The 24,400-nt window shown below is 38.4% G+C and carries 19 protein-coding genes and 1 tRNA gene; 6 read left to right on the top strand and 14 right to left on the bottom strand.

Annotated elements, in window-relative coordinates:
* Positions 1–21 precede the first annotated feature (21 nt).
* Together ABXG83_RS13010 and ABXG83_RS13005 are read left to right on the top strand one after the other, a co-directional pair.
* The gene (locus ABXG83_RS13010; protein WP_353549302.1) at positions 22–744 is read left to right on the top strand and encodes a YebC/PmpR family DNA-binding transcriptional regulator; all 723 of its coding nucleotides are present in this window, start codon (positions 22–24) and stop codon (positions 742–744) included.
* Between the two features lie 154 nt (positions 745–898).
* Complete coding sequence (locus ABXG83_RS13005) at positions 899–1,315, top strand: thiol-disulfide oxidoreductase DCC family protein (RefSeq protein ID WP_353549301.1); 417 nt, start codon at positions 899–901, stop codon at positions 1,313–1,315.
* Between the two features lie 92 nt (positions 1,316–1,407).
* Here the strand turns inward: ABXG83_RS13005 and ABXG83_RS13000 are convergent, their stop codons facing one another.
* Positions 1,408–3,798 (bottom strand): thiamine pyrophosphate-dependent enzyme, encoded by a 2,391-nt coding sequence (locus ABXG83_RS13000; protein ID WP_353549300.1) that lies wholly within the window; start codon positions 3,796–3,798, stop codon positions 1,408–1,410.
* A 212-nt stretch (positions 3,799–4,010) separates the two neighbouring features.
* Between ABXG83_RS13000 and ABXG83_RS12995 the strand changes: the two genes are divergently transcribed.
* From ABXG83_RS12995 to ABXG83_RS12985, 3 genes are all read left to right on the top strand, one after another.
* Positions 4,011–4,403, top strand: a complete 393-nt coding sequence (locus ABXG83_RS12995; RefSeq protein ID WP_353549299.1) for a DUF1573 domain-containing protein — start codon at positions 4,011–4,013, stop codon at positions 4,401–4,403.
* Positions 4,404–4,489: 86 nt separating this feature from the next.
* Positions 4,490–5,683, top strand: a complete 1,194-nt coding sequence (locus ABXG83_RS12990) for a pyridoxal phosphate-dependent aminotransferase (protein WP_353549298.1) — start codon at positions 4,490–4,492, stop codon at positions 5,681–5,683.
* Between the two features lie 375 nt (positions 5,684–6,058).
* Complete coding sequence (locus ABXG83_RS12985; RefSeq protein WP_353549297.1) at positions 6,059–7,450, top strand: hypothetical protein; 1,392 nt, start codon at positions 6,059–6,061, stop codon at positions 7,448–7,450.
* A gap of 95 nt (positions 7,451–7,545) precedes the next feature.
* Here ABXG83_RS12985 and ABXG83_RS12980 read toward each other — a convergent pair whose 3' ends face one another.
* From ABXG83_RS12980 to ABXG83_RS12970, 3 genes are all read right to left on the bottom strand, one after another.
* Positions 7,546–8,013 carry a response regulator gene (locus tag ABXG83_RS12980; protein WP_353549296.1) on the bottom strand — a complete coding sequence of 156 codons (468 nt, stop codon included), beginning with the start codon at positions 8,011–8,013 and terminating at the stop codon, positions 7,546–7,548.
* A 283-nt stretch (positions 8,014–8,296) separates the two neighbouring features.
* Positions 8,297–9,913, bottom strand: a complete 1,617-nt coding sequence (locus ABXG83_RS12975) for a M20/M25/M40 family metallo-hydrolase (protein WP_353549295.1) — start codon at positions 9,911–9,913, stop codon at positions 8,297–8,299.
* 162 nt (positions 9,914–10,075) lie between these two features.
* The gene (locus ABXG83_RS12970) at positions 10,076–13,744 is read right to left on the bottom strand and encodes a two-component regulator propeller domain-containing protein (protein WP_353549294.1); all 3,669 of its coding nucleotides are present in this window, start codon (positions 13,742–13,744) and stop codon (positions 10,076–10,078) included.
* Positions 13,745–14,034: 290 nt separating this feature from the next.
* Between ABXG83_RS12970 and ABXG83_RS12965 the strand changes: the two genes are divergently transcribed.
* Complete coding sequence (locus ABXG83_RS12965; RefSeq protein ID WP_353549293.1) at positions 14,035–14,295, top strand: hypothetical protein; 261 nt, start codon at positions 14,035–14,037, stop codon at positions 14,293–14,295.
* 83 nt (positions 14,296–14,378) lie between these two features.
* Here the strand turns inward: ABXG83_RS12965 and ABXG83_RS12960 are convergent, their stop codons facing one another.
* The 10 genes from ABXG83_RS12960 to ABXG83_RS12915 all read right to left on the bottom strand — a co-directional run bounded on the left by ABXG83_RS12960 (position 14,379) and on the right by ABXG83_RS12915 (position 24,290).
* Positions 14,379–15,188, bottom strand: a complete 810-nt coding sequence (locus ABXG83_RS12960; RefSeq protein ID WP_353549292.1) for a hypothetical protein — start codon at positions 15,186–15,188, stop codon at positions 14,379–14,381.
* A gap of 160 nt (positions 15,189–15,348) precedes the next feature.
* The gene (locus ABXG83_RS12955) at positions 15,349–16,419 is read right to left on the bottom strand and encodes an acyltransferase (protein WP_353549291.1); all 1,071 of its coding nucleotides are present in this window, start codon (positions 16,417–16,419) and stop codon (positions 15,349–15,351) included.
* A gap of 48 nt (positions 16,420–16,467) precedes the next feature.
* Positions 16,468–17,232: a LytTR family DNA-binding domain-containing protein gene (locus ABXG83_RS12950; protein ID WP_353549290.1), complete on the bottom strand. Its 765-nt coding sequence runs from the start codon at positions 17,230–17,232 to the stop codon at positions 16,468–16,470.
* A gap of 7 nt (positions 17,233–17,239) precedes the next feature.
* Positions 17,240–18,238 carry a histidine kinase gene (locus tag ABXG83_RS12945; protein ID WP_353549289.1) on the bottom strand — a complete coding sequence of 333 codons (999 nt, stop codon included), beginning with the start codon at positions 18,236–18,238 and terminating at the stop codon, positions 17,240–17,242.
* Positions 18,239–18,324: 86 nt separating this feature from the next.
* The gene (locus tag ABXG83_RS12940; protein WP_353549288.1) at positions 18,325–19,167 is read right to left on the bottom strand and encodes an alpha/beta hydrolase; all 843 of its coding nucleotides are present in this window, start codon (positions 19,165–19,167) and stop codon (positions 18,325–18,327) included.
* 19 nt (positions 19,168–19,186) lie between these two features.
* The gene (locus ABXG83_RS12935) at positions 19,187–19,744 is read right to left on the bottom strand and encodes a hypothetical protein (RefSeq protein ID WP_353549287.1); all 558 of its coding nucleotides are present in this window, start codon (positions 19,742–19,744) and stop codon (positions 19,187–19,189) included.
* Between the two features lie 483 nt (positions 19,745–20,227).
* A complete protein-coding gene (locus ABXG83_RS12930; protein ID WP_353549286.1) occupies positions 20,228–21,298 on the bottom strand; it encodes a HAMP domain-containing sensor histidine kinase in 1,071 nt (356 codons plus the stop codon).
* A gap of 167 nt (positions 21,299–21,465) precedes the next feature.
* A tRNA-Met gene (locus ABXG83_RS12925) sits at positions 21,466–21,539 on the bottom strand.
* A 45-nt stretch (positions 21,540–21,584) separates the two neighbouring features.
* Positions 21,585–23,609, bottom strand: coding sequence for a thiamine pyrophosphate-dependent enzyme (locus ABXG83_RS12920; protein ID WP_353549285.1), 2,025 nt, complete (start codon positions 23,607–23,609; stop codon positions 21,585–21,587).
* A gap of 69 nt (positions 23,610–23,678) precedes the next feature.
* On the bottom strand, positions 23,679–24,290 hold the full coding sequence (locus ABXG83_RS12915) for a fumarylacetoacetate hydrolase family protein (protein WP_353549284.1): 612 nt from the start codon (positions 24,288–24,290) through the stop codon (positions 23,679–23,681).
* Between the last annotated feature and the right edge of the window lie 110 nt (positions 24,291–24,400).

The following is a 24,400-nucleotide window of genomic DNA, read 5'->3' as shown; positions in this document are numbered from 1 at the left end:
CGTTCACCTAAACAGATCATTATGGGAAGGATTTTTGAAGTACGTAAAGCAACCATGTTTGCCCGTTGGGACAGAATGGCCAAGCAGTTTACCCGTATCGGTAAAGAGATTGTGATAGCAGTAAAAGCCGGCGGACCAGATCCTGCCACCAATCCGGCACTACGTCGTTGTTTTCAGAATGCCAGAAGTGTGGGTATGCCAAAAGATCGTGTGGAAGCGGCGATCAAAAGAGCACAAGGGAAAGATACTTCAAACTATGAAGAGATCTTGTATGAAGGATATGCTCCACATGGAGTTGCACTGTTGGTAGAAACCGCCACAGATAACCATGTAAGAACCGTAGCCAATGTAAAAAGTCATTTCAATAAAGGAAATGGAGCACTGGGAAATAGTGGCAGCGTTAGTTTCCAATTCAAAAAAATGGGTGTATTCAAACTGAAGCCTGAAGGATTGAATATTGATGATCTTGAGTTGGAATTAATTGATTTCGGTTTGGAAGAATTAGGAGAAAGCAATGATGATAACGGAAATCCGATCATTGTTTTACGTTGTGCATTCGTAGATTTCGGAAGTCTGCAAAAAGCGTTGGAAGATAAAGGCCTCAATCCTATCAGTGCAGAACTTGAATGGATCCCAACGACTACCGTTCCTGTAACTGATGAACAAGCAGAAGATGTCAGCAAACTGATCGAAAGACTGGAACAGGATGAGGATGTGAATAAGGTGTTTCACAATATGGGTTAGAAGCTACTAGTTTCAAACAATAAGCTTCAAGCTAAAAATAAAAGATTGATATCTGCAGCAGCCATTTCCACACAGGGAATGGCTGCTTTGTTAAAAAACTTGTGGCTTGCGGCTTAAAGCTTGAAGCCTGCCCGAATGCTATTACCTTTACACTATGAACACTATTACAAATACTTCCCACGCTGTTATTCTTTTCGATGGCGTGTGCAATTTGTGTAATGCAAGTGTTCAGAAAGTGATCAAATATGATCCGAAAAGAAAATTTCGTTTTGCTTCTTTACAAGGTTCATTCGGACAAGAAGTCTTAAAGCAGTTTCATTTATCAGGTACTGATTTCAATACTTTCATTTTATTAAAAGACGGCCAGATCTATACCAAATCTACTGCTGCATTGAAAGTGGCAAAAGAGATGAGTGGGTTATGGTTTTTGCTTTACTGCTTTATCATCATCCCTCCTTTCATCCGGAATTTCTTTTATGACTTGGTTGCCAGGAACAGATACAAATGGTTTGGCAAACAAGATTCCTGCTGGCTTCCAACTCCTGATCTGAAAGAATTGTTTTATGAATAAATTAGCTACAGATTCAAAGATTACTGAACATCTGTGAATCTGTGGCTAATAAATAATTCCTTGAAGTTTATACCTTGATGCCTGTAGCTCCATCACTCCGCCATCAATGCTCTTACCGCATCTATTACATCTTCTGCATTTGGCTTAGCGAAATAATCACCATCACTTCCATAACCCGGACGATGTGCTTTTGCAGTTAATGTTCTTGGACTTGCATCCAGCCATTTGTATCCGCCTTGTTCTTCCATCACTTTATTGAACATATAAGCAGCTGCACCTCCCGGAACATCTTCATCAATGAAGATGATACGGCTTGTTTTTTTCAGTGATTGCAATATCACGTGATTCAAATCAAATGGCAATAAAGTTTGTACGTCCACGATCTCACAATCAATTCCTTCTGCCGCAAGTCTATCCGCTGCATCCTGAATGATACGTAAGGTAGAGCCGTAGGAAACAATGGTCACATCAGCACCTTCACGTATGATCTCCGGTACACCTAATGGAACCGTATACTCCAATAAGTTATCCGGTAATTTTTCTTTTAATCGGTAGCCATTCAAACACTCTACTATGATAGCCGGATCATTCGATTGCAACATGGTATTGTACATCCCTACCGCCTGCACCATATTTCTTGGCACACAGACATACATACCACGAAGTGCGTTGATCACAACACCCATCGGAGAACCGCTATGCCAGATACCTTCAAGTCGATGTCCGCGTGTACGAATGATCACGGGGCAACTTTGCTGTCCTTTGGTTCTGAAATGAGTAGTAGATACATCATCACTCAAAGGCTGTAAGCCATACAACAGATAATCGAGGTATTGAATTTCAGCGATCGGTCTTAACCCACGTAACGCCATACCGATGGCCTGTCCAACAATGGTCAATTCACGAATACCGGTATCTAATATTCTGTCTTTTCCATGCTTATCCTGTAACCCTGCAAAACCTTGATTCACGTCACCGATATGTCCAACATCTTCTCCAAAAGCATACACTTTCGGATTGGAAGCAAAGAGCATATCGAAATATTTATTCAATACTTCATACCCATTTACTGTGGGTGCATCAAAAGCGATCAAAGGTTTTACTTCCGGTACATTAAGTGCACTTTTTGTTCCTTCATTGTAGAGATGACTGTTGTACAGCGAAGTGTTTTCTTCCAGCAACTCAGCTCTCAATGATTTCAGTTCTTCTGCAGAAGGTGAAAATGGAGCGGTTTCAGTAACAATCGCAATTGCTCTTAGAATATCTCTTCTTAAAGGTTCTTTGTTGGCCGCCAGTTCATTGGCCATTTGTTGAATGGCATTGTATTTATCAATATCATTCACCATTACCTGACGAATCAGTGTTGCTGCTTTTTCTGCTTGTTGTTTGATTGGTGCAACATATTTTTCCCATGCACGATTGCGGGCTTCTTTTACGGTTTCTTTTGCTGCAGCTTCAACTTCTGCCAACTCCTCAACAGATGCCAGTCCGTTTTCTATCATCCACTCTTTCATCTTTTTGATGCAGTCCCATTCTTTCTCCCACTCCAATCTTTCGGCGCTCTTATAACGCTCATGACTACCACTGGTAGAATGACCTTGTGGCTGTGTTACTTCTTCTACATGGAACAAAGCGGGCTCATGTGTTTCACGCACTTTTTGCAAGGCCTCTTCAAACACTTCACACATACCTGCATAATCCCATGCTTTCACTTTATAAATATGAATACCGTTGGTATCTGCTTGTTTCTGAAATCCTTTTAATGCAGAAGAGATAGATCCCTTTGTAGTCTGGAAATTTTTTGGAACAGAAATACCATAACCATCATCCCAAACAAATACCGCAAGGGGCACTTGTAAAACACCGGCTGCATTAATGGTTTCCCAGAAATGTCCTTCACTTGTACTTGCATCACCGATGGTGGTAAAACAAATCTCATTACCGTTATGACTTAATTGCTCAAATGCTTCCGGATTTCTGGTCGAACGAAAACAACGTGAAGCAAATGCAAGACCTAATCCACGTGGCATTTGTCCTGCAGTAGGTGCTATATCAGAGGAAACATTTTTTCTGTTGGCAAGATCAAGCCAGTTACCATTGTCATCCACAAAACGAGTTGAAAAATGCGCGTTCATTTGACGACCGCCGCTGAAAGGTTCATTCTTCACATCCGGATCTGCATACAACTGGGCAAAATATTGTTCTACACTTGCCAAGCCGGTTGCGAACATGAATGTCTGATCACGATAGTAGCCACTTCTAAAATCACCCGGCTGAAAAAATTTCGCCATAGCGATCTGAGCTACTTCTTTACCATCACCAAAAATTCCGAATTTGGCCTTCCCGGTCAGCACTTCTCTTCTACCCAATAAACTCACTTCCCGACTGATCATGGCAATACGATAATCTTCGATCACAGCATTGCGAAAACCGTCAAAAGACAACATATCGTTTTTGTATCCCAAAGATGAACTTGATTCCATGCGGCAAAAATAACATTACCAACGGAATAGGCTAACGGAAATTAGTTTTCCGTAAAAAATGTACCTACCCGCAAAAAACGGCATGATATTAGCGATATTTATCCTGCGAAGCCGTTTAAGTTACCATAGAACCAAAAAAATTGACAAATGGTAGACTTGCTGCTATTATTTCTGTTGTAACTTTGAGAAAAGCATAATAAATACCTATTGATATGAAGAAGTTTTTGTTTTTAACCGTACTCGGTTTGATCGCTAGTGTTGGAGTCATGGCTCAGGATGTGAAATTTTCTGAAGGTGCTTTTAAGTTTGGAAAAATTGAGCAGAACAAGCCTGTAACTCATGTTTTCACTTTTACCAATAACGGTTCAAAACCGGCAGTGATTGAGTTTGCAACTGCAGAATGTGGCTGCACTACTCCAGAATACAGTAAAGAACCGGTTTTAAAAGGTAAGAACAGCACGATCAAAGTAACCTATAACGCAGCGGCATTGGGTACTTTTAGCAAACGTGTTACGATCAAGTTTGCAGGTATCAATGATCCGGTCATTCTTACAATCGAAGGAGAAGTAGTGGCTGCCAAAACATCCGGCAAAGCCAGCAAATAATATTCGTTTGAACCTATTTTAAGATGAGCGGTCCTGATGAAGGATCGCTTTTCTTTTGTACACTCCTGTAGCCCTATCTTTGCGGCATGTTACAGATCAGTCAACGCGGACAGGCCATGCCTGCTTCCCCCATCAGAAAGCTGGTTCCCTATGCAGAAGCTGCCAAAAAGAAAGGAACCAAAGTATACCATCTCAATATTGGTCAACCGGATATTGAAACACCCAAAATGGTACTGGATGCAGTTCGCCATAGTGATTTCAAGGTATTGGAATACAGTCATAGTGCAGGTAACGAGAGTTACAGAAAGAAATTGGTCGGGTATTATCAATCTGTAGGTATTGATGTTACTGCCCAGCAGATCATTGTTACCACCGGTGGTAGTGAAGCCATTTTATTTGGTTTTATGGCTTGTCTGGATGCAGGTGATGAAGTGATCATTCCGGAACCTTTTTATGCCAATTATAATGGTTTTGCCGTGGCTGCAGGAGTTACTGTTGTACCCGTAACTTCTCACATTGAAAATGGATTTGCTTTACCTCCGATTGAAGAGATAGAGAAAAAGATCACATCGCGCACTAAAGCCATTGTGATCTGTAATCCCAATAATCCAACAGGATATTTGTACAGCGCTGCAGAAATGGAGCAACTGAAAGATATTATTCTGCGTCACAATCTTTACCTGTTCTCCGATGAAGCGTACCGTGAGTTTTGCTATGAAGGTCATCAGGTGAGCGCCTTACATTTGAAAGGCGTGGATGATCATGTGATCATCATGGATACCATCAGTAAAAGATACAGCGCATGCGGAGGAAGAATCGGCGCTTTTATTACCCGTAACCAACAAGTACTGGATGCCGCTATGAAGTTTGCGCAGGCAAGACTCAGTCCGCCAAGCTTTGCACAGATCGCGGGAGAAGCTGCTATTGACTTGCCGGCAGATTATTTTGATACTACAAAAGCGGAATATAAATCAAGACGAGACCTGATCGTTAAGCGACTCAATGCGATGGAAGGTGTCTTTTGTCCGAACCCAGGTGGTGCTTTTTATGCCATGGCACAGTTACCCATAGATGATGCGGATATTTTCTGTCAGTGGCTGCTTGAATCATTCGAATATGAAAAGCAAACAGTAATGCTGGCACCAGCTACCGGATTTTATGGTACACCGGGATTGGGGAAAAAGGAAGTAAGACTTGCTTATGTATTGAATCTTCAAGATATCAATGCTGCCATGGATTGTTTGGAAAGAGCGCTGAAACAATATCCCGGCAGACAATAGACTGATTATCAACCTATTTCATAAATATAATAGCCTGATGTTTTAAATCAGGCTATTATTTTTATAATATTATATTATTTTTAATGTTTATTAAATGATTAATTTTTTGTCATTATCAAGTAAAAAGTCACCTTTTTTATAATATTATTTAAATAAATATATTAATGAGTGACAAAAATATTTATCTTTATCGGCAATCGATCAGTGGGGTATTAACAGACAAATGACCTCTTTCTTATATGGCAAGCAATCGAAGACCGTCCTCTGTTTCTACAGAGGACTTTTTGTTGGCAATATCTCTATCAACTAGCTGATTTAACATAGTTTAGATATTTTTAGAGCAACAGTAGTTACACAAAAGGTATCTACCCCTGTATGAAGAACTGCTATTCCATACTTATCTTATTGGTCTTTATTGCTATCCATAGTAACGGACAAAACTATACTGCTACATACGGTTCAGCTTATGCAGGGAGCACGGGAATTAGAAATAACCCAGCTGCTTCAGTGAATGCTGCATATAAATGGGACCTCACTTTTTTTACAGTGCAAGCGAAGGTGAGCACGAACTCATTGTTCATGCGAAATGACTCTGTTTTCCTTACACACCCTTTCAAAAACAGATTCCTGCACAACAATGTCGATCTAAGCCTATTCAATTTTTTATACAAGCCGAATAATAAACATGCTTTCGCCATTAATTTAAGAGCAAGGACTTATAATCACATCCGAACTGAACCGATCTCAGCCAGTGACTCGATATACAGTATCCATGATTTTATTGTACAAAACAGAATGACTCCTTATTTGGAAGGTTTTGCTACACACACTGGCTGGTTAGAGGCAGATCTGAATTATTCGCATGTCATACATGAAACCTATAACAGTAAACTCACGGGAGGTATCACGGTTCAAATCATGAAAGGTATTTCCGGAGCCTTTGCCAGGGTCAATAAACTGAGTTATCTCGAAACAAAAACATCTACTGATACTTTATACAATTTTATAACCGGAGGTAGTGCCTTTGGATACTCATCCAATTATGATGAATCGCCATCCGGTTCAACAAATTCCAGCAGCTTCATCAAGAACAGTTTAACAGGATTGGGATTAAGTATTGGCGCTGAATATTTATTATACGGAGAAAACAGTAATAGCTACCAGCAAAATAATGCCATCAATTATCAATGGAAAATAGGTGTTGCTTTAATGGATTTGGGCGCCAATAAATTTAAATCAGGTGAATACGGCGGACAATTCAGAAATATTGATCCGTCAATCACAGACATTGATGTAGATAGAAAGTTCACCAATATTGAATCGGGAAGAGATTTGAGAGATTCTTTAGCAACGATTTTTACAACCTCTGAAAATATCAGTAATCGTTTTAAGATCGGCAACCCAACCAGATTGAACATTAATGTTGACAGGTCTTTTGGAAATAATCTGTACTTGAATACAGACTTAAGTATCAATCTTCATGGCACATCCGGCTTCAGAAGACTTTTATCAAGAGAAATCAATTTATTGACTGTTACGCCAAGGTGGGAGACATTAAATTGGGGGTTTTATCTACCCATCCAATATAATAGTCAAAATCAGTTTCACATAGGTGCAGCATTTAAAGCCGGTCCATTGGTATTGGGCTTACATAATCTTCAATGGGTGAAGCAAATCAAAAATCTAAGTGGTGGCGGATACCTGATGTTAAGTATTCATCCTTTTAACAAGAGAAAAGTGTTAACCAAATTGGATTGCCCGGAATAAAAAATGGGTGGTAATGAATTCATCCAATACAATCGCTGTGTTAATCCGCTCCACCGCAATCAGGTATTTTATTGATTCACTACCAACCCAATGACTTAAGCAATCATTTGCTTTGTTACATCCTGTTGATGATTTATCGGGGGGAAATTAAAACTCATTTTTCCATACTTCGCTTTCAACTCATTCAAAATCTCAAAACTGATCGGGTGACGAATGAGATCGATCACGATTGAAAAACGATTCAACTTCACAATGTCATCAGGATCGATCGAAGAAGAAAGAATTACAAAACGAACTGAAGGAAATATGTACGCATATTTTTCAGAGAATAATTCCAGAAACTCCCATCCATCCATCACCGGCATATGAAGATCTAGAAATACTAATTCAGGTACATCTGAAGGCGTTCTACTATTGAGTAATAACTGATCAAATACCTGTAAAGCTTTGAGGCCATTTCCCGCGGTGATCACATCAGCTGCAAAAGCTGTTTTGCTGATCATTTTACTGGATACAAACAAAGAAATCTCATCATCATTCACAACCATTACTTTCCTGAACATATACTTTGTTTTTAGGTTATCTAATCCCTTCCACTGTTTTTATACAGTGAATTTCATTAGGGGGGTGGATATTGGATTTCAAACCTCTGCATCCTGCTCTTTTATTTACGTAAAAAGAACCGATTCAGTTTAACAAAGTAAGATCGCTTTTCACCCTTTCGCAATAACGTTTCCCTTTAAAAAACGGTAGGTGTTCTGATACATCCGGTAGTGATTATACTACATAAAAATGCCCTGTATGATAAGCATACAGGGCATTTAAGAGAAAAGGACAATAAATTATTTAGTTCAATCCGCCTTTACGTGTGGCTTTTGTAGGAGTAGGCCACTGTCCGGGCTGACCGGTTCTTGGATTGATCGGTAATACAATTTTTTCGCGTGAAGTCTTGGTATTGTCTTCACTAGCCATATAGGCTAAAATGGCAGTTAGGATTGCATTGTTCCTCACATCATCAAAAACAATTTTATCATACGTATCGCGGTTGGTATGCCATGTATAGTTTCCATAAGACCAACCCAGCGAACTTAATGAGAAAGCGGGTGCACCTGCTGCCAGGAATGATGCAAAGTCTGATCCGCCACCACCAGGAGAGCCGGGAAAGTTAGTAGTGATGTGTTGACGAATATCTGAAGGAACACGAGTCAACCAACGACTGATATACTCATAAGAATGCAAAAAGCCTTGTCCGGAAATATTGCTCACACGACCCGTCCCATTATCCTGATTGAACAATGCCTGCATATTCTGAACGATCTCAGGGTGATCTTCCACAAATGCACGTGAACCATTCAATCCTTGCTCTTCGCTTCCCCAATGTCCAACAAGAATCGTTCTTTTAGGATTAGGTAAAATCTTTTTCAGAATACGCATCGCTTCCATCATCGTAAGAGTACCGGTACCATTGTCTGTTGCACCTGTACCACCATCCCATGAATCGAAGTGCGCAGAAAGGATCACATATTCATCAGGCTTTTCAGAACCTTTGATCTCTGCAATCGTATTGAAGGTAGGTTGTACACCTGTTTCTTTAGAATCGGCACGAACACTGATTTGTGGCTTACTGCCTGATTCTGTCAAACGAAACAACAAACTATAATCTTCCAGAGAAAGATCAATCGTTGGTGTTTTTTTGGTGTTCGCACTGAAGATTTTATTGACACCAAAACCCTGTGACCAATTGGATTGTATCACACCCAATGCACCTGCTTCTTCTAATGCGATAGCCAGTGTACGAGCATTGTATCCTGATTTGGTGATTCTTCTTTGCCATGCCTGCGTTAACTCAGTACGATTTTTCTTCATCTTCTCAATGGATTCTTTCGTACCAAACTCATCCCAGTTATAATCGGGTCTACCGGTTGGCTGTGCCATTGATACCAACACGAATTTTCCTTTTACTGAAGGAAGCCATTGCTGAAAAGCAATAGAATCAGCTGCATCAGCGAGGACAATGGTTTCGCCAGTAACGGTTTTTCCGCCGGTACTAGGACTCCATGCAAGTTGCATACCTTCTAATGACTTTACCCATGGTGAGATCATATCCACATGTGTGATACCACGATCCCATCCACGCCATTCACCCCATTTTTCATTGCGGGCAGAAATTCCCCATCCTGCATATTTTGAAACAGCCCAATCATTGGCTTGCTTCATTTTCGGACTTCCGACCAATCTTGGTCCGATACCATCCATTAATTCATGCGCCAATTTTTCTAATTGGGAATTTTCTGTTGCTTCTTTTACGATCGCATCTACAATTGGGTCTTTGATGGATTGCGCAGGACCGAATCCGGGACGCTGAGCATAAGTCAGACTAGTGGTGCAAAAGGCAACCATTACAAAAAGCGAAGCCATATACCTGATATGACTGTTTCGCAGAAAGTTGGTGTTGGTTTTCATGTGTGAAAGATAACCAAAGCAACCCGAAGATGAAAGCTCCTCTATCATTTTAGGATGAGTGGATAAATACAGTGTGGTAAACCTTGAAGTTTTTAAGCCATACATAAAATACCCTATTCGATCTGATGAATAGATAGACGGCTTTCGTTCATTTGCAAGAAATCATACGGGCAAGTGGATGATAAATTTAGTACCCTTGCCACTCTCCGACTCCAAGGTCAACCTTCCTCCATGTCCTTTGGTAATGATATCATAACTCAGACTTAATCCCAGACCTGTTCCTTCTCCGGTAGGTTTTGTTGTAAAGAAGGGTTGAAAGATCTTACTTTTTATATGTTCCGGAACACCCATACCATTATCCGCAACTGTAATGCTGATCTCATTTTCATGCTTCTTGGTTTCAATGAATACCATTGGTTCATAATCTTTTTCACCCGATCTCTTTCGCTCATTGACGGCATAAAGTGCATTATTGATAAGATTCAATATAACGCGACCTATCTCCTGTGGCATCACTTGAATCACCCCGATACTTTCATCAAATTTCGTTTCAAAACCTGCATTGAATGTTTTGTCTTTGGCCTTTAATCCATGATAGGCCAATCTACAATACTCATCACATAAGTTATTGATTGCAATGGGTTCCTTTTGTCCTGAACTACTTCTGCTATGCTGTAGCATTCCTTTGACAATATCACCTGCACGCTTCCCATGATAATGTATCTTTTGCAGATTCTGTTGTATGTCTCCTGCAATATCTTTTACATCATCCAAATTACCTTTATCGATCTCCTGTTTCATTTCTTCCAGCAATTCTGCACTCACTTCACTGAAGTTATTGACAAAGTTCAACGGGTTCTGAATTTCATGAGCGATACCTGCAGTCAATTCACCCAAGCTAGCCATCTTTTCTGACTGAATCAATTGAGTTTGGGTATCTTTCAATTGCTTCAAAGTGTCCTCTGCTATTTGTTTTTGTATTTCAACGTTTTCTTTTTCTTGTCTTATTTGTTGTGTAGCAAGAACAACTTTTTGTTCCAATGTTTTTTTCTGTTGTAAAATTCTTCTGGTATTCCAACGAAAAACAAATGTTATACCGGCAAAAACAGCCACTACATAGAATACATACATCCACCAGGTTCTCCACCATGGTGGCAATACTTTGAATGTATACATCAAAGGTTCACTTACCAATCCTTGATCATTTTGAGCCTTTAACATGAATGTGTAAGACCCCTCATCAATGTTTCCGAAAGAGGCTGTTGTGGTGTTGGTCCAAGGACTCCAATCCTTATCGTATCCTTCTAATTTATATTGATATTTGACCAGATAATTTTTATCGGTTTCAATTGCATTGAATTCGAAACCAATGCTGTTTCTTTCATAAGGTAATACCAGGTCCTGTGGAATCGGATACCAACTATTGATACCTGAAAATTTGATCTTCTTAAACTTATTTTTTTGTTGCACCCTTTCATCATCATTCAGTTGTCGACCAAAGGCATTCATTTCTTCGATCACAACAGCCTTATCATGATCTACACCTAAGGAGTCAAGATCATTCCAAATAGGATTTTCATTATTGATCTTCAACTTTTGAATAACGAGAACAGGTGGTTTTGAAGATGTATTTCTTATGGCAGTAGGATCAAACCTAACCAGGCCTGTTTTCTCTGACCCTGTTGCGATCCAAATGATTCCTTTGCTATCGAGGTACATAGCTCCCTGACCTGCATTTACATCTTTAATAGGATAGCCGGTAATGGTATTGAAAACTTTTCCAACATGCCATGAAGGTTGTGTTTGATCGGCTGACGAATCAGCGATCAGTTCGAACATCCCTAAATTGGTTCCAACATACAGTATATGATCATTGCCCTCTACGATCTGAGTAACAAAATTATCCGGCAACCCATTTCGGATCGTATAGGTTTGAAATATTGGTTTTGTCAGTACCGTATCCTTTGAAGATAAAAAATGAAACGTATTGACCATTTCTTTGGTCATCATATTTAATCCTTGTTGTGTACCGAACCACAGATTCTTTTTGTTATCCTCCGTGATCGTCCATACAGTGTTATCTGCAAGACCCTGTTGTGTATTAAAGTTGATGAAAGATTTTCCGTCGAACTTACTGATGCCGCCACCATAGGTGCCGAACCATAGATCACCGGATGAATCTTCGGTGATACAAAACACTCCATTCACAGGAAGCCCTTGCTCCTGGGTATAATTCACAAAACTCTTTCCATCAAATTTACTGACACCACCTGTAGAAGTACCAAACCACAGATTCCCTTTTGAATCTTCTTTGATACAAAAAACAATATCACCTGCCAACCCATTTGCAGTAGTATATTGAGTGAAATATTGGCCATCAAATTGTATCACACCACCTTCAAAAGTGCCAAACCATAAATTCCCTTTTGAATCTTTAGCCGCACAATAAATATTATAATTTGAAAGTCCCTGCGCAAGACTATATCCGGTAAAGCTTTTAAGATCATATTTACAAATACCTCCTCCAAAACTACCCAGCCAAAGATTTCCGGACCTGTCTTCTGTTATACCATAAATGATATTATTAGGAAGACCTTGCTTTACCGTATAATTACTAAACCCATTCCCACCAAACTTACTGACACCGCCACCAAATGTTCCAAACCATAAGTTGCCTCTATCATCTTCTGTGATACAAGGAACCCTACTGCTCTCCAATCCGTTTCGGGATGTGTAATTGATAAATTTTTTACCATCGAATTTGCTAACACCTCCCCCATTGGTTCCGATCCAAATATTTCCTTTCGAATCACCCCTAACCGTCATGATCTTATTACCTGCAAGTCCATCTTTGATGGTATAAGACACAAATCTAACCCCGTCATATTTACATAAACCTGCACTATTGGTACCAAACCAGATGTTTCCTTTTACATCTTCATAAATGCTTCTAATTGTATCACTGGTTAATCCATTCCCTAAACGATACGTTGTAAAACTACTACCATTGTACCTGCTCACTCCGCCACCTAATGTAGCAAACCAAAGATCTCCCTTTCGATCTTCGAGAATATCTTTAATGGTATTGTTATATAATCCTTCAGTAACAGTGTACTTCGAAAATCTTTTCCCGTCATATTTAGTAATACCTCCTGAAGTACCAAACCATAACATTCCTTTTCGATCTTCTTTGATACTAAAAACCACATCGCCTGATAATCCTTCTTTGGTAGAGTAATTGGTGAAGACTTTACCATCATATTTGCTCACACCATTACCATCGGTACCAAACCATATATTTCCATTCCGATCTTCCAGAATACTCCAAACAATATTACTCGCCAGCCCATGTAGATTCGTATAGTTGGTAAATTTTTTTCCGTCAAACCTACTTACACCACCTCCATTGGTACCAAACCAAAGATGTCCGTTTCGATCTTTATAACTGCTATGCACCTGATCCAACGCAAGACCATCATCGCTTGTGTATGTTGTGAAAAGGGCTTTACCCTGTGCTTCTTCAGGAATTGGGAGATTGGTATTCTTATCGATAAAAAAATGATTCGCTGAACTCTCTTGATTTCCAATAGATGTTTGAACACCTGTGATTTTTGTTTTTTTAGGGGTCGGTAAATTCGCTAAGAAATATTGTTGAGGTGCTTTATATCCAACTTCGTTTTGCGAACTGCTTTTCTTGATTGTAAGGTTTAATGCTTCGGTATTCATTGTGTTCTGTGTGGGCTCATTACATCCACACATGCATAAGAAAGCAACCAAAATAAATACCTGGATAAATGAACCCAGATTCAATATTCTTTTATAAAAAAGCATTCGCAGGTATTATTTTAAAAATGTTGAGCGATGATTATCTGTTAATATATTATTTATAAAGCTACAAAGTCGAAAAATCTTATTTCATTTCACACACATATCACCAAAATGGCACAACTACTTTTCTACGGATGATAGACACATTCGATTCCCTAGTTTATTTTGTTCACCAAACATCTGCTACAATCTTTGTGTAAACTAGGTTTTCTCAATTAAATTACTTATTTTACCGTAAATGGTTGGTATGAAATATCCAATCCATTTATATTTTTCACCTAAACCCATTAATTATGCCAAAAGCAAAAAAGGCTGCGCCGAAGAAAAAGGCCGCACCAAAAAAGAAGGCTGCTCCAGCTAAAAAAGCTGCGGCAAAGAAAAAAGCAGCTCCTAAAAAGAAAGTAGCAACAAAAAAGAAAGCAGCTCCCAAGAAAAAGGCGGCAGTAAAGAAAAAAGCAGCCCCAAAGAAAAAAGCAGCTCCTAAAAAGAAGGCAGCAGCAAAAAAGAAAGCCAAGCCAATGAAATTTGGCGGAGTTCCTAATAACGGGAGTTAGTATCCTTGATCTTCTTACAAAAAGAATATAATCTAGAAGATCATTTGTTGTGATCTAACAGCATAGCAATAAAAAGCAGGATATTAATCCTGCTTTTGTTTTTTTAGATTTTCAATATCATTCAAAAGTACTTCTACTGATATGCCGGTAGGTGTTTTATCATTTTTGATGAATGTTTCACTGAACACAGCATAAGATTCCTCTCCATATTCTTTCCAAAAATCAATGGTCATTGTGATCTCTCTGCCCCATGTTACCACACGTAATTCATCCTTATTATAGCCTGTAACCAAAACCATATGTCCGATCCAAGAACCTTTTTTGGCATCTTTCTTTTTCCCACCTCTTGGAATTGTCCATTTCTTGGTTGTATTGTATTGTCGCTCTGCTGATTTAGGCAAATTCAAACCTACATAACATCCCCCAAACAGGTAAATGGTCTTTAATAATTGCTCGTGATTACCGTCCTCCACTTCTGCAAATGCAATGATCTTCTCACCCGCAATCCCATTCTTTCGCCAATATTTTAACACCTTCAATGCTTCAACTCCCTCGTCATTTTCATCCGTTTCAGGATTGTAATTGGTTAGGTCACAATAGGCCTTCATAATATCTTCTTCTTGGGGGCGTTGAAGTTTAGAAGTGTTAGAGGTCCATACCATAATAAGATGACCTGCCGCAGCACAGGTACATAAATTGGTTCTGAAATTACCCATAACACCCCATTTATCTTTCTTGATCTTTTTGCCCCAGTTATGTCTTTTGGGTATTGGAAGTTCATTTTGGGTATCAAGGTATCCGCTGAGTTTGAATGTCCGTTCATCAGAAATACGTGGTCTTCTTCCAAACTTAACTTTGGAAAACTTGATCTTATCTGATTGAGTAGATTTCATAGCCAGGGATTAATAAATATGCAGACCTTTTGGTTTAGGAATTTACAAATTTTAATTGAAAGATCTTATTTATACTAGGATCGTAATGCTAAAAATATCAGCACTTCATATAAGTTGTACTTTGTTTAGGAATAAATATCTCTATAGTGGAATGTCTCAGCTATATAACTTTCCTTATCACAGGAATCAGTCTAATTAAATAAGTGAAAAAATAAGACACTACAAAAGCAGCTATACTGACCATGAGAAATTTACTGGTCGCGTCCAATTCTAGTTTCAATAATAGTTTTTGAAGGATTATGACGACAAATACATGAACTAAATATATACCGAATGCATTTTCTGATAAAGATCGAAATATTTTCGTCTGTGCAGTTAATTTACTTTTAAATAAACTCATAATACCAATAGACAATCCAACACATAACATAGACTCTAATGAGCTTTGAATAAGCCAATGCCCGGTAAAAGATTCTGGAAGGAAAAATTGAATAATAAAAGCCGATACAGATACAAAAAAGAACAATAGCCCATTTTGTGGATTCAAAAATTTCAATGAATCTGTCTTTTGAAAAAAGATACCCAGAAAGAATAAGCTCAGATACTGCGGTATATGGGCAACTTCGACTGGTATTATCCAGGTTTTCCAAACATCAATAGGATAGAGCAAACGTATCAAGCCGGAACTGATTGACAGCACAACGATATATCCCACAACATGAATAGAGGTTATCTGTACTGCTTTAAGTTTACTAAAACGCTTAAAGCCTCTTTTCATTAAAAGAAATAAGAAAGAGTAGGCCAATAAAGAGGCGACAAACCACAAATGCCCTACGGCCTTGGGTGGTTCAAAAAAATAGGTTTGATAAAGAAAAGATAAGATCGATTCATTGGAATCAGATAGGAAATAATTGAAAGGCAAAAAAACAAATAATGTAAAGAAGATCAGTGGAATTCCAAGCCTTTTCAGTCGTTCGGAAATAAATACTGTGACTCCTTTTCTTTGTAAGCTAAACATCATAAAGTAGCCTGATATAAAGAAATATAGGCCCATCATAAAAGATGCGTTGATAAAGAAAAAATATCGCAGATAATCAGCATTTACGATGTCTTGAACAGGCCACATTCCTCCTGTAGGTCCGTAGGATTGGGCTGCATGATGCGATACAACTAGAAAAGTAAGAAATACTTTAACGTTGTCAATATAAGTGATCCTGATTTTTATACTCATGTGAAAATATGGTTTTGAACTAGTAATATCACTTCTATTACCCCAACCTCAATAGTCTAACCAACACTTGAATTCTACAATTCGGTCTTTACTTACCTGCACCAAAGAATCGCTTCCAGTTCCGGGTTTAATATGCACCACTACATTTCTTCCTGCATGAATTTCAATTTTCTCAATAGCCTGATGTGTGATCAAGAAATTTCGGTTGACTCTGAAAAAATGTTTGGGATCAACAGATGATGAGAGCTGATCTAAACTTCCGGAATATGGCAGTTTCTGTCCATCAGACTTTACAATAAAAATGACCTTATTGGCCGAATAAAAATAAGACACCTCTGCAACGGGAATGGAGAGTAATCTGGAACCTAAAGTAACTGCAAATCTTTCCTTGTAATTATTTTTTTCTGTTGCCAGCATTTTGATTTTTTCGTACAGTGACTCAACACTTTGATGTACCTGACTGTTTCGAAATTTATCTAGTGCTATACTAAGCTCTTCTTCATCACATGGTTTTAATAAATAATCAATACCACTTGTTTTAAATGCCTTTATTGCATAGGCGTCATAAGCAGTGATAAAAATCACAGGTTTTTTCCATTGCAAAAATTCAAATGCAGAAAAGGAAATACCATCATCCAGATGAATATCAGCCAAAACAAGATCCACATTCAATAATGGCAGTTGTTGTTTTACAGACTCGACACTGTCTAAAATTGCTACAACCTCCATATCCGGAGCTATGGTTGCCAAAGTATCTTTCAGATATTGTGCAGCATATTTTTCATCTTCGACAATTACAACTTGATAATGCATACATTCATTAAGATTGTTTTACCATGGGTATTTCCACAAAAAAAGTTTTACCGATTATGTACTTGATTGGCATTTCAGCTCCAAGATATTTATAACGACTTTTAATATTAAACCATCCGATACCAAGACTTTCGTCTGCTACATTCTTTGGATTATGATTATTTGAAACTACCAAACGCATTGACTCATTAAGTCTGATAACAATTTGCAAAGGTTCCTGTTTACTACAATGGTTATGCTTTATAATATTCTCTATTATAGGTTGTAAAATAAAATCAGGAACAAAATAACTCATCTGTATTTCTTCAGGAATACTGATCTCATAGTTGATCTTATCTTCAAACCTAACACTAAGCATATAGAGATATGACTTCACCGTCTTAAGCTCCTCTTTCAGTGTTATCCACCCCGACCTCTCTGTTTCCAAAACCTTACGGTAAAAATCAGCCATGCTCTTCGTAAAATCATGTGCGAGTTTAGGATTGGTATTGATCGTGGCGGCTATGATATTGAGGTTATTGAATAGAAAATGAGGATTTAATTGTTGACGAAGCATTTGCAACTGAGCTTGCATGAACGACTGCTCAGCTTGATGCTTTGCATCCTTCTCATGACTATATAATCGAAATACACGAAGTCCCACTTCTACACTGAATAAGATTGCATTAATAAAAAAGTAATACACCATTATAAAACGAAACTCCGAAAGTTCTTTAAGCTTGATGTCTATTGATTGTTTTATCAGGACGGTTAATAGTATCCCTATTAAAAAAAGCATTATAAGTCCAATCAATTCTGCTTTAATAAAATTAATAAGCACTTCCATTTTCCCATTTTCACCTCGAATGGTTTTTGCAAAAAAGCCACGCATTAAAAAGCGGGTCATCCAAAAGAAACAGTATACATAACAAGATGCAAATAATATTTCACCAAGAACATTTTCATGAAAATGAACAGGTAATCCATGTATAACAATGTCCTGAACAAGACTGATCAGGGCACCCAAAATGATAGACAGAATAATTCTGTTGAATTCCTTATTCATATACTAGAAAGACAACCGGGGTTATCCGGTTGCCTTATAGATGTAATTTACTGATTTAGGATCCATTCTACACCCGACCTCACCAATTTTGGTTCGTCGAGCTGGATGTAATGTCCACTATTTGATGTAGCAATAAACCAGCCTTTTGATCCTGCTGCCGTAGCCCATTCTCTGTGTAATGCCTCTATGATTGCTTTTATTGGAGCCGGCTCTTCAGAACTCGGTTTAATACTTGTCAAAACAGCCATTGGCAATTCAGTGATGGGAGGAAAGTTTTTGATAATTGCATAATTATCCTTGAAGTTTGATCTGAATTCTTCTTTTACCGCTCCATCAGGCATAACTGCTAAAGCTTGATTCAGTTGTTCTTCCAGAATGGCAGAGAACTCTTGTCGTTTATCAGCAGGAATCATTGTCATTAAAGTATCAAGCTGACGTTCATGCGTTGCGTCCACTAAAATAATCCCTTTTACTAAAGTTGGATATTTGTGGTAAAAAAGACGTGCGTAAATACCCCCCATTGAATGCCCTACGAGTGTGTAAGGAGGCTTAGCGTTCACTGCATCTAACACTTTTTTCAATTCGTTAACGATAACAGTAGCATTTCTCACACCTTGCACATTCTCTGACTTACCTACACCTGGTCGGTTATAAGCGAAGAAGCCATATCGTCCATCGTGCATATTGTACATGTAATTCCAATTATCCAGCTCAGAATTATATCCGCTTACATAAACAATGGTACCCAACTCACCTTCAGCATAGGCAACTTCAGTTGCTTTTTGGTTGACTTGAATGATACTTTTTTTGATAGTAGCACTTTGAATCTCTGATTTTTTACATGAAAGTAAAGTGATGACCGATAGTGCTAAGAATAATATTTGTTTCATTGGTTTCATTTTTATTCATTTATAATCCACCGAATAACAAACTAATTCCACCATCAACCCCATTCATTCTCTGTTTGGTAAATCCCATGTTATTTGTTTTACCTGTCATTAAGTAAGATCCGTGAACCTGGACCTGCATAAAAGATGTGACAGGTATATTCAAGATCAATTTAGGTTGAACGACAGGCGTCCATTTACCATCAAGTTTATACTCCGGTTTTACTCCTGTTGATTTTGTATGAAGTGCTCCAATACCTGTTGTGATACCGGCAGAGATGTGTACATTTCTTAATTGTCCAAAACGATATTCATTATACAGTCCATAATAAGAAAATTGAAACTTTCTATTTTCGGCACCAATGCGTTTACTTAAGAAGAAGTTATTACCTGATGCACCAAATGTCCACTTATCATTGATCAGGATACCACCATATCCACCAATATTTAAAGCCATTTTACCATCAACATTTGTTACTGATACCATACCGGCACCTAACCCTTTAATTTTACTTTTACTTTGAGCATTAACAGCTATCGCTGCAGTCACTAGAAATGCGAATAAGATTCCTTTTTTCATTGCTTACTTTTTTTGATAAATATTTTGTTTTACGAGGCAAAAATGAATCAGTGCCAGAAGACAACTTATCAACTCTTTACCGAATGACCATTCTGACCTGCTAAATGACCACCCAGGTGATTTTTAAATGGAAAAGAAACCATCTATAAGCAGCAATAATTTAAATCATACCATTAGCTACGTATGATCCACCTGTATTAGGAGAAAATATTTATTATCGACTTTCACTAGAAGTCAATGAATCGAAAAAAGTAACTGAGTGGCCAAATGCACGTATTTAGAAATCAGATAAGCCATTTCCGGCTAAAACAGTGGACATTTTAGAATATTATGAAGTACGGCAGGAGTTGAACCCGAGACCTTTGGGTTATAAGCAAAAAAAGAGCCTTCATAAGAAGGCTCTGTATCGTAGCGGGATCGGGAGTTGAACCCGAGACCTTTGGGTTATGATAATCAAATCATTAAGTTAAAAATCATATTAGACTAATCGGAATAAACAGGTAATTCAAAGAAAAAAGTTGAGCCCTTGCCTACTTCACTGGTAAACCCAATATTCCCATGATGTAATTCAACTATCTTTTTTACAATTGCCAATCCCAATCCTGTTTTTGACTCATTATTTGTAGGCTTATTATCAGTAGTGACGAATGGATCAAAAAGTTTATCATGATATTTTGCATCAATGCCTAAACCATGATCAATAATGCTTGTCTTTATTGTTTCACCATTATTTTTAGCTATCTGAATTTCTATTTCAGTATTCTTTTCGGAATATTTAATCGCATTTGTGATTAAATTATTTAGAACTTGCGTAATTCTACCTTTATCACAATTAACTTCTAATTGAGTATCCTCTGCCTTAACAATGATTTTTTGTCCCTTCTGATTAGCCATAAATTGATTGGATACAACAACATCATTAATAAGCTGTTTATAGTCAAGTTTCTGAATGACTAAATCGATTGTACCTGACTGAATCTTACTGATATTTAAAGTATCAGAAACAATATCCAAGGAATTTTGAGCAGTTATGCGAATCATGCTTAACCATTCTTTAGATTCTTCTGCTGTATTCTCATCTTCTAACATCATTTCAGTACACATTAATATTGATCCTATTGGATTTCGTATGTCATGTGCTGCCATACCTATGAACTTATTTAGTTCACTATTGGTTTGCTCTAAACTTTCTTTTGAAGCAGCTAATTCAATTTTAGTAGCTTTCAAAAATTTGTACTGCCTAATCCCGATGACTAAAATAACAGTTAAAAACCCTTTGGTTAAAGCATTTACAATATGAAAAAGTTCCTTGGTATAATCATGTTTATGATAATCAATAAATGACCAGATAAATGGAATTAGAATAGCAAACAAAATACAATAGGTACTAGAAATTCGCTCCTCGTCAGCAAATAATATAAGTGGAATTACATAAAGTGGAGCAATTGTTACTTCTGGAGAAATAAATAGGTCTAAAAAAGCAATGCAGAATAATAAACCAATTGATATAGCTATCCGCTTACCTACAGATCGAATCTTTATAAAACTAATCATAGACTAAGTTTAATAACTATATACTTCGATAAAATAAGCATTACCAAACTCCGATATAAGAAAGTTAATAAAATTTTTAACTATACATACAAAAGCTAATCGTCTCGGCCCGAGATCTTTAGGTTATGAACAAAAAAAGAGCCTTGATGAGAAGGCTCCTTATATCGTAGCGGGATCGGGAGTTGAACCCGAGACCTTTGGGTTATGAATCCAACGCTCTAACCACCTGAGCTACCCCGCCATGTGTAAATTTTCATTTACGGGGTGCAAATATAGGGGTTCATACTTAGTATGCCAACAATTTAGCGATCCGTTCTTGAACGGTTTGGGCATTGGGGAGCATGGCGGCTTCTAAGACCAGATTAATAGGTACCGCAGGCAGGTTCAATGCCCCCATCACTTCTACACGGGCATCCAGAAAATGATAGCAGTGGTTGGTAATGCGTAGGGCCAATGCTTCTGCAAAGGAATTATTTTGTTGCTCCTCGCTTAAAACCAGCACTTTGCCATGTTTTTTGACCTGGTTAAAGATCATTTCTTCATCTAATGGATGCAGGGTTCTTAAATCAACGATCTCAACCTGTCCGGGGAACTGAGCCGCGGCAGCTTTTGCCCAATAAACACCCATTCCATAGGTGATGATACAAACCGTTTCCCCCTTTTTCACACGAGAAATATCAGCAGCCAACACAATATTAGCCTTACCCAATGGCAACAGATAATCACGCGAAGGCTCTACCATTTTTGCATCTTCTGTGCCGGGTACTTTACTCCAATACAATCCCTTGTGCTCCAGCATGACCACCGGATTGGGATCATGAAATGCTGCCTTGAGTAAACCCTTCATATCAGCGGTATTCGATGGATACACCACTTTAATCCCCTTAATGGTTAGTAAAGTACTTTCCACACTACCACTGTGATAAGGTCCTCCCCCTCCATAAGCACCGGTTGGCACTCTTAAGACCATCCCTACAGGGAATTTGCCATTAGAGAGATAGCAAGATTTTGATAATTCTGTTACCAATTGATTGAAGCCTGGATAGATATAATCAGCAAACTGTACTTCTACCATGGGCTTGATACCAAGTGCAGAGAGCCCCGCAGTAGAACCTACAATATAGGCTTCCTGAATTGCGGTATTAAAAACACGATGCTCTCCAAATTTTTCACCCAATGTTGCTGCTTCTCTGAATACACCACCCAAACGGGCGCCTACGTCCTGACCATATAGAATTGCTTCAGGATATTCTTCCATCAGTTCTTCAATAGCATGTAATGCTGCATCTACCATCAAAACTTTCTCACCATTCTTAGGACTACGTTGCCCTTTTTCTTCGGTAATAGGTGTAGGAGCAAAAACATGTTCTTCAACCGAACGCGGATCGGGATCCGGTGCTGTTTGTGCACGTTGAAAATCTGCCTGTACTTTCTCTTCCGCCTGCTTCTCAATATCTGTGATCACATGTTCTGCAATTCCTACATCAGTAAGTAATAATCTTAATTTGGGAAGTGGGTCATACAATCCATGCTTCAATAAATCTTCCCTGCTTCTGTAAAACTCTCTTCGTACACCACTGGTATGATGTCCTAATAAAGGCACTTTAGCATGAACCAATGCAGGTTTTCTTTCCGTTCTTGTATATGCAATGGCTTCCGCCATGGTTTCATAACTGCGAATAAAATCACTGCCATCACACTGCCATCTTCTTAACCCTTTAAACCCTTGTGCATAATCATAGGCATTCATAGCTCTCACTTCTTCCGCAGAAGCACTGATGCTCCATTGATTATCCTGTACCAGGTATATGATCGGCAATTGCTTGAGTACCGCAAACTGTAAGGCTTCACTGACCTCACCTTCTGTAACACTTCCATCCCCTAAAGAACAAACTACTATCGGTAATTGACCGTCGGTAGTGGGCATTTTATTATGCTGTGTCTTTTCTAAATATTGAATACCCTGCGCCAATCCTGTTGTTGGAATGGCCTGCATACCGGTGGCACTACTTTGATGAATAATGAAGGGACGATTTTCATCTCTGCTGCTAGGATGACAGTAATAAGATCTTCCCCCGGAAAAGGGATCTTCTTTTTTGGCCAACAGTTGAAGCATTAGTTCATACGGTTGAAAACCGATGGATAACATGATACTATCATCTCTATAATAAGGGCTCACCCAATCGCAAGGCAGCAATTGCATACCAGTTGCGAGTTGAATGGCTTCATGTCCGCGAGAAGTAGAATGTACATATTTACAGATCTGTCTATTGGCATCATAAGTATCACACATGGACTTTGCGGTGACCATGAGTTGATATGCCTTGAGAAGTAATTCCGGGGTAAGCATTAATTAAGACGATCTTCTTTTTCCTGATGATTATTTGATCTCTAATTCAAACATTTTTTCTTCCTTGAGATAACCTTCCAAAATATCTCCAACCACACACTCACCTACTCCTGAAGGAGTTCCGGTAAAGATCAGATCACCAATATTGAGTGAAAAATACTGTGATATATGAGCCACAATATAATCACAGGAAAAGATCATGTGAGAAGTATTTCCGTCCTGAACCAGTTCTTTATTTTTTTTCATAGAGAACTGTATCGGTGAACGCATGAGTTCCGGTTGAATAGGTACCCATTTGCCTACAACTGCAGACTGATCCCATGCTTTGGCTTTCTCCCAGGGCAACCCTTTCTTTTTCAGTTCTGCCTGGATATCTCTCGCTGTAAAATCAATTCCTACGGTAATCGCATCATAATATTTAGATGCCTGATGTTCTTGAACGTATTTACCATTTTTAGAGATCCTCAGTACCAATTCAGCTTCATAGTGTAACTCATTGGTAAACTCAGGATAATAAAAAGGAGCATTGGGTTGAAGAAGTGCAGATTTCGGCTTCATGAAAATAACAGGCTCCTCAGGAACTGCATTTCCCAGTTCCTTTGCATGATCTGCATAATTCCTGCCTACACAAAAAATTTTCATACTCGTACGTTTATCATGTTAACCAGACATCAAAAACATCTGTTCCTAAAAAGGTCTGATGTTTTTCACAGGATCATGGACAAATCTTATGAAAGAATAACGTCTGAAAC

Origin of the sequence: Sediminibacterium sp. KACHI17, assembly GCF_040362915.1 — a bacterium.
In the GTDB taxonomy this organism is placed as follows: domain Bacteria; phylum Bacteroidota; class Bacteroidia; order Chitinophagales; family Chitinophagaceae; genus Sediminibacterium.
The sequence above is the reverse complement of the archived record's forward strand: the minus strand, read 5'-3'. Positions and strand labels throughout refer to the sequence as shown.

Coding starts and splice junctions, on each gene's coding strand:
- ABXG83_RS12975 (WP_353549295.1), bottom strand. CDS start 9,913: ATGAAAACCAACACCAACTTTCTGCGAAACAGTCATATCAGGTATATG.
- ABXG83_RS12950 (WP_353549290.1), bottom strand. CDS start 17,232: ATGCATTATCAAGTTGTAATTGTCGAAGATGAAAAATATGCTGCACAA.
- ABXG83_RS12915 (WP_353549284.1), bottom strand. CDS start 24,290: ATGAAAATTTTTTGTGTAGGCAGGAATTATGCAGATCATGCAAAGGAA.
- ABXG83_RS12995 (WP_353549299.1), top strand. CDS start 4,011: ATGAAGAAGTTTTTGTTTTTAACCGTACTCGGTTTGATCGCTAGTGTT.
- ABXG83_RS13000 (WP_353549300.1), bottom strand. CDS start 3,798: ATGGAATCAAGTTCATCTTTGGGATACAAAAACGATATGTTGTCTTTT.
- ABXG83_RS12980 (WP_353549296.1), bottom strand. CDS start 8,013: ATGTTCAGGAAAGTAATGGTTGTGAATGATGATGAGATTTCTTTGTTT.
- ABXG83_RS12935 (WP_353549287.1), bottom strand. CDS start 19,744: ATGAAAAAAGGAATCTTATTCGCATTTCTAGTGACTGCAGCGATAGCT.
- ABXG83_RS12965 (WP_353549293.1), top strand. CDS start 14,035: ATGCCAAAAGCAAAAAAGGCTGCGCCGAAGAAAAAGGCCGCACCAAAA.
- ABXG83_RS12920 (WP_353549285.1), bottom strand. CDS start 23,609: ATGGTCACCGCAAAGTCCATGTGTGATACTTATGATGCCAATAGACAG.
- ABXG83_RS12930 (WP_353549286.1), bottom strand. CDS start 21,298: ATGATTAGTTTTATAAAGATTCGATCTGTAGGTAAGCGGATAGCTATA.
- ABXG83_RS13005 (WP_353549301.1), top strand. CDS start 899: ATGAACACTATTACAAATACTTCCCACGCTGTTATTCTTTTCGATGGC.
- ABXG83_RS12940 (WP_353549288.1), bottom strand. CDS start 19,167: ATGAAACAAATATTATTCTTAGCACTATCGGTCATCACTTTACTTTCA.
- ABXG83_RS12990 (WP_353549298.1), top strand. CDS start 4,490: ATGTTACAGATCAGTCAACGCGGACAGGCCATGCCTGCTTCCCCCATC.
- ABXG83_RS12955 (WP_353549291.1), bottom strand. CDS start 16,419: ATGAGTATAAAAATCAGGATCACTTATATTGACAACGTTAAAGTATTT.
- ABXG83_RS12960 (WP_353549292.1), bottom strand. CDS start 15,188: ATGAAATCTACTCAATCAGATAAGATCAAGTTTTCCAAAGTTAAGTTT.
- ABXG83_RS12970 (WP_353549294.1), bottom strand. CDS start 13,744: ATGCTTTTTTATAAAAGAATATTGAATCTGGGTTCATTTATCCAGGTA.
- ABXG83_RS12985 (WP_353549297.1), top strand. CDS start 6,059: ATGAAGAACTGCTATTCCATACTTATCTTATTGGTCTTTATTGCTATC.
- ABXG83_RS13010 (WP_353549302.1), top strand. CDS start 22: ATGGGAAGGATTTTTGAAGTACGTAAAGCAACCATGTTTGCCCGTTGG.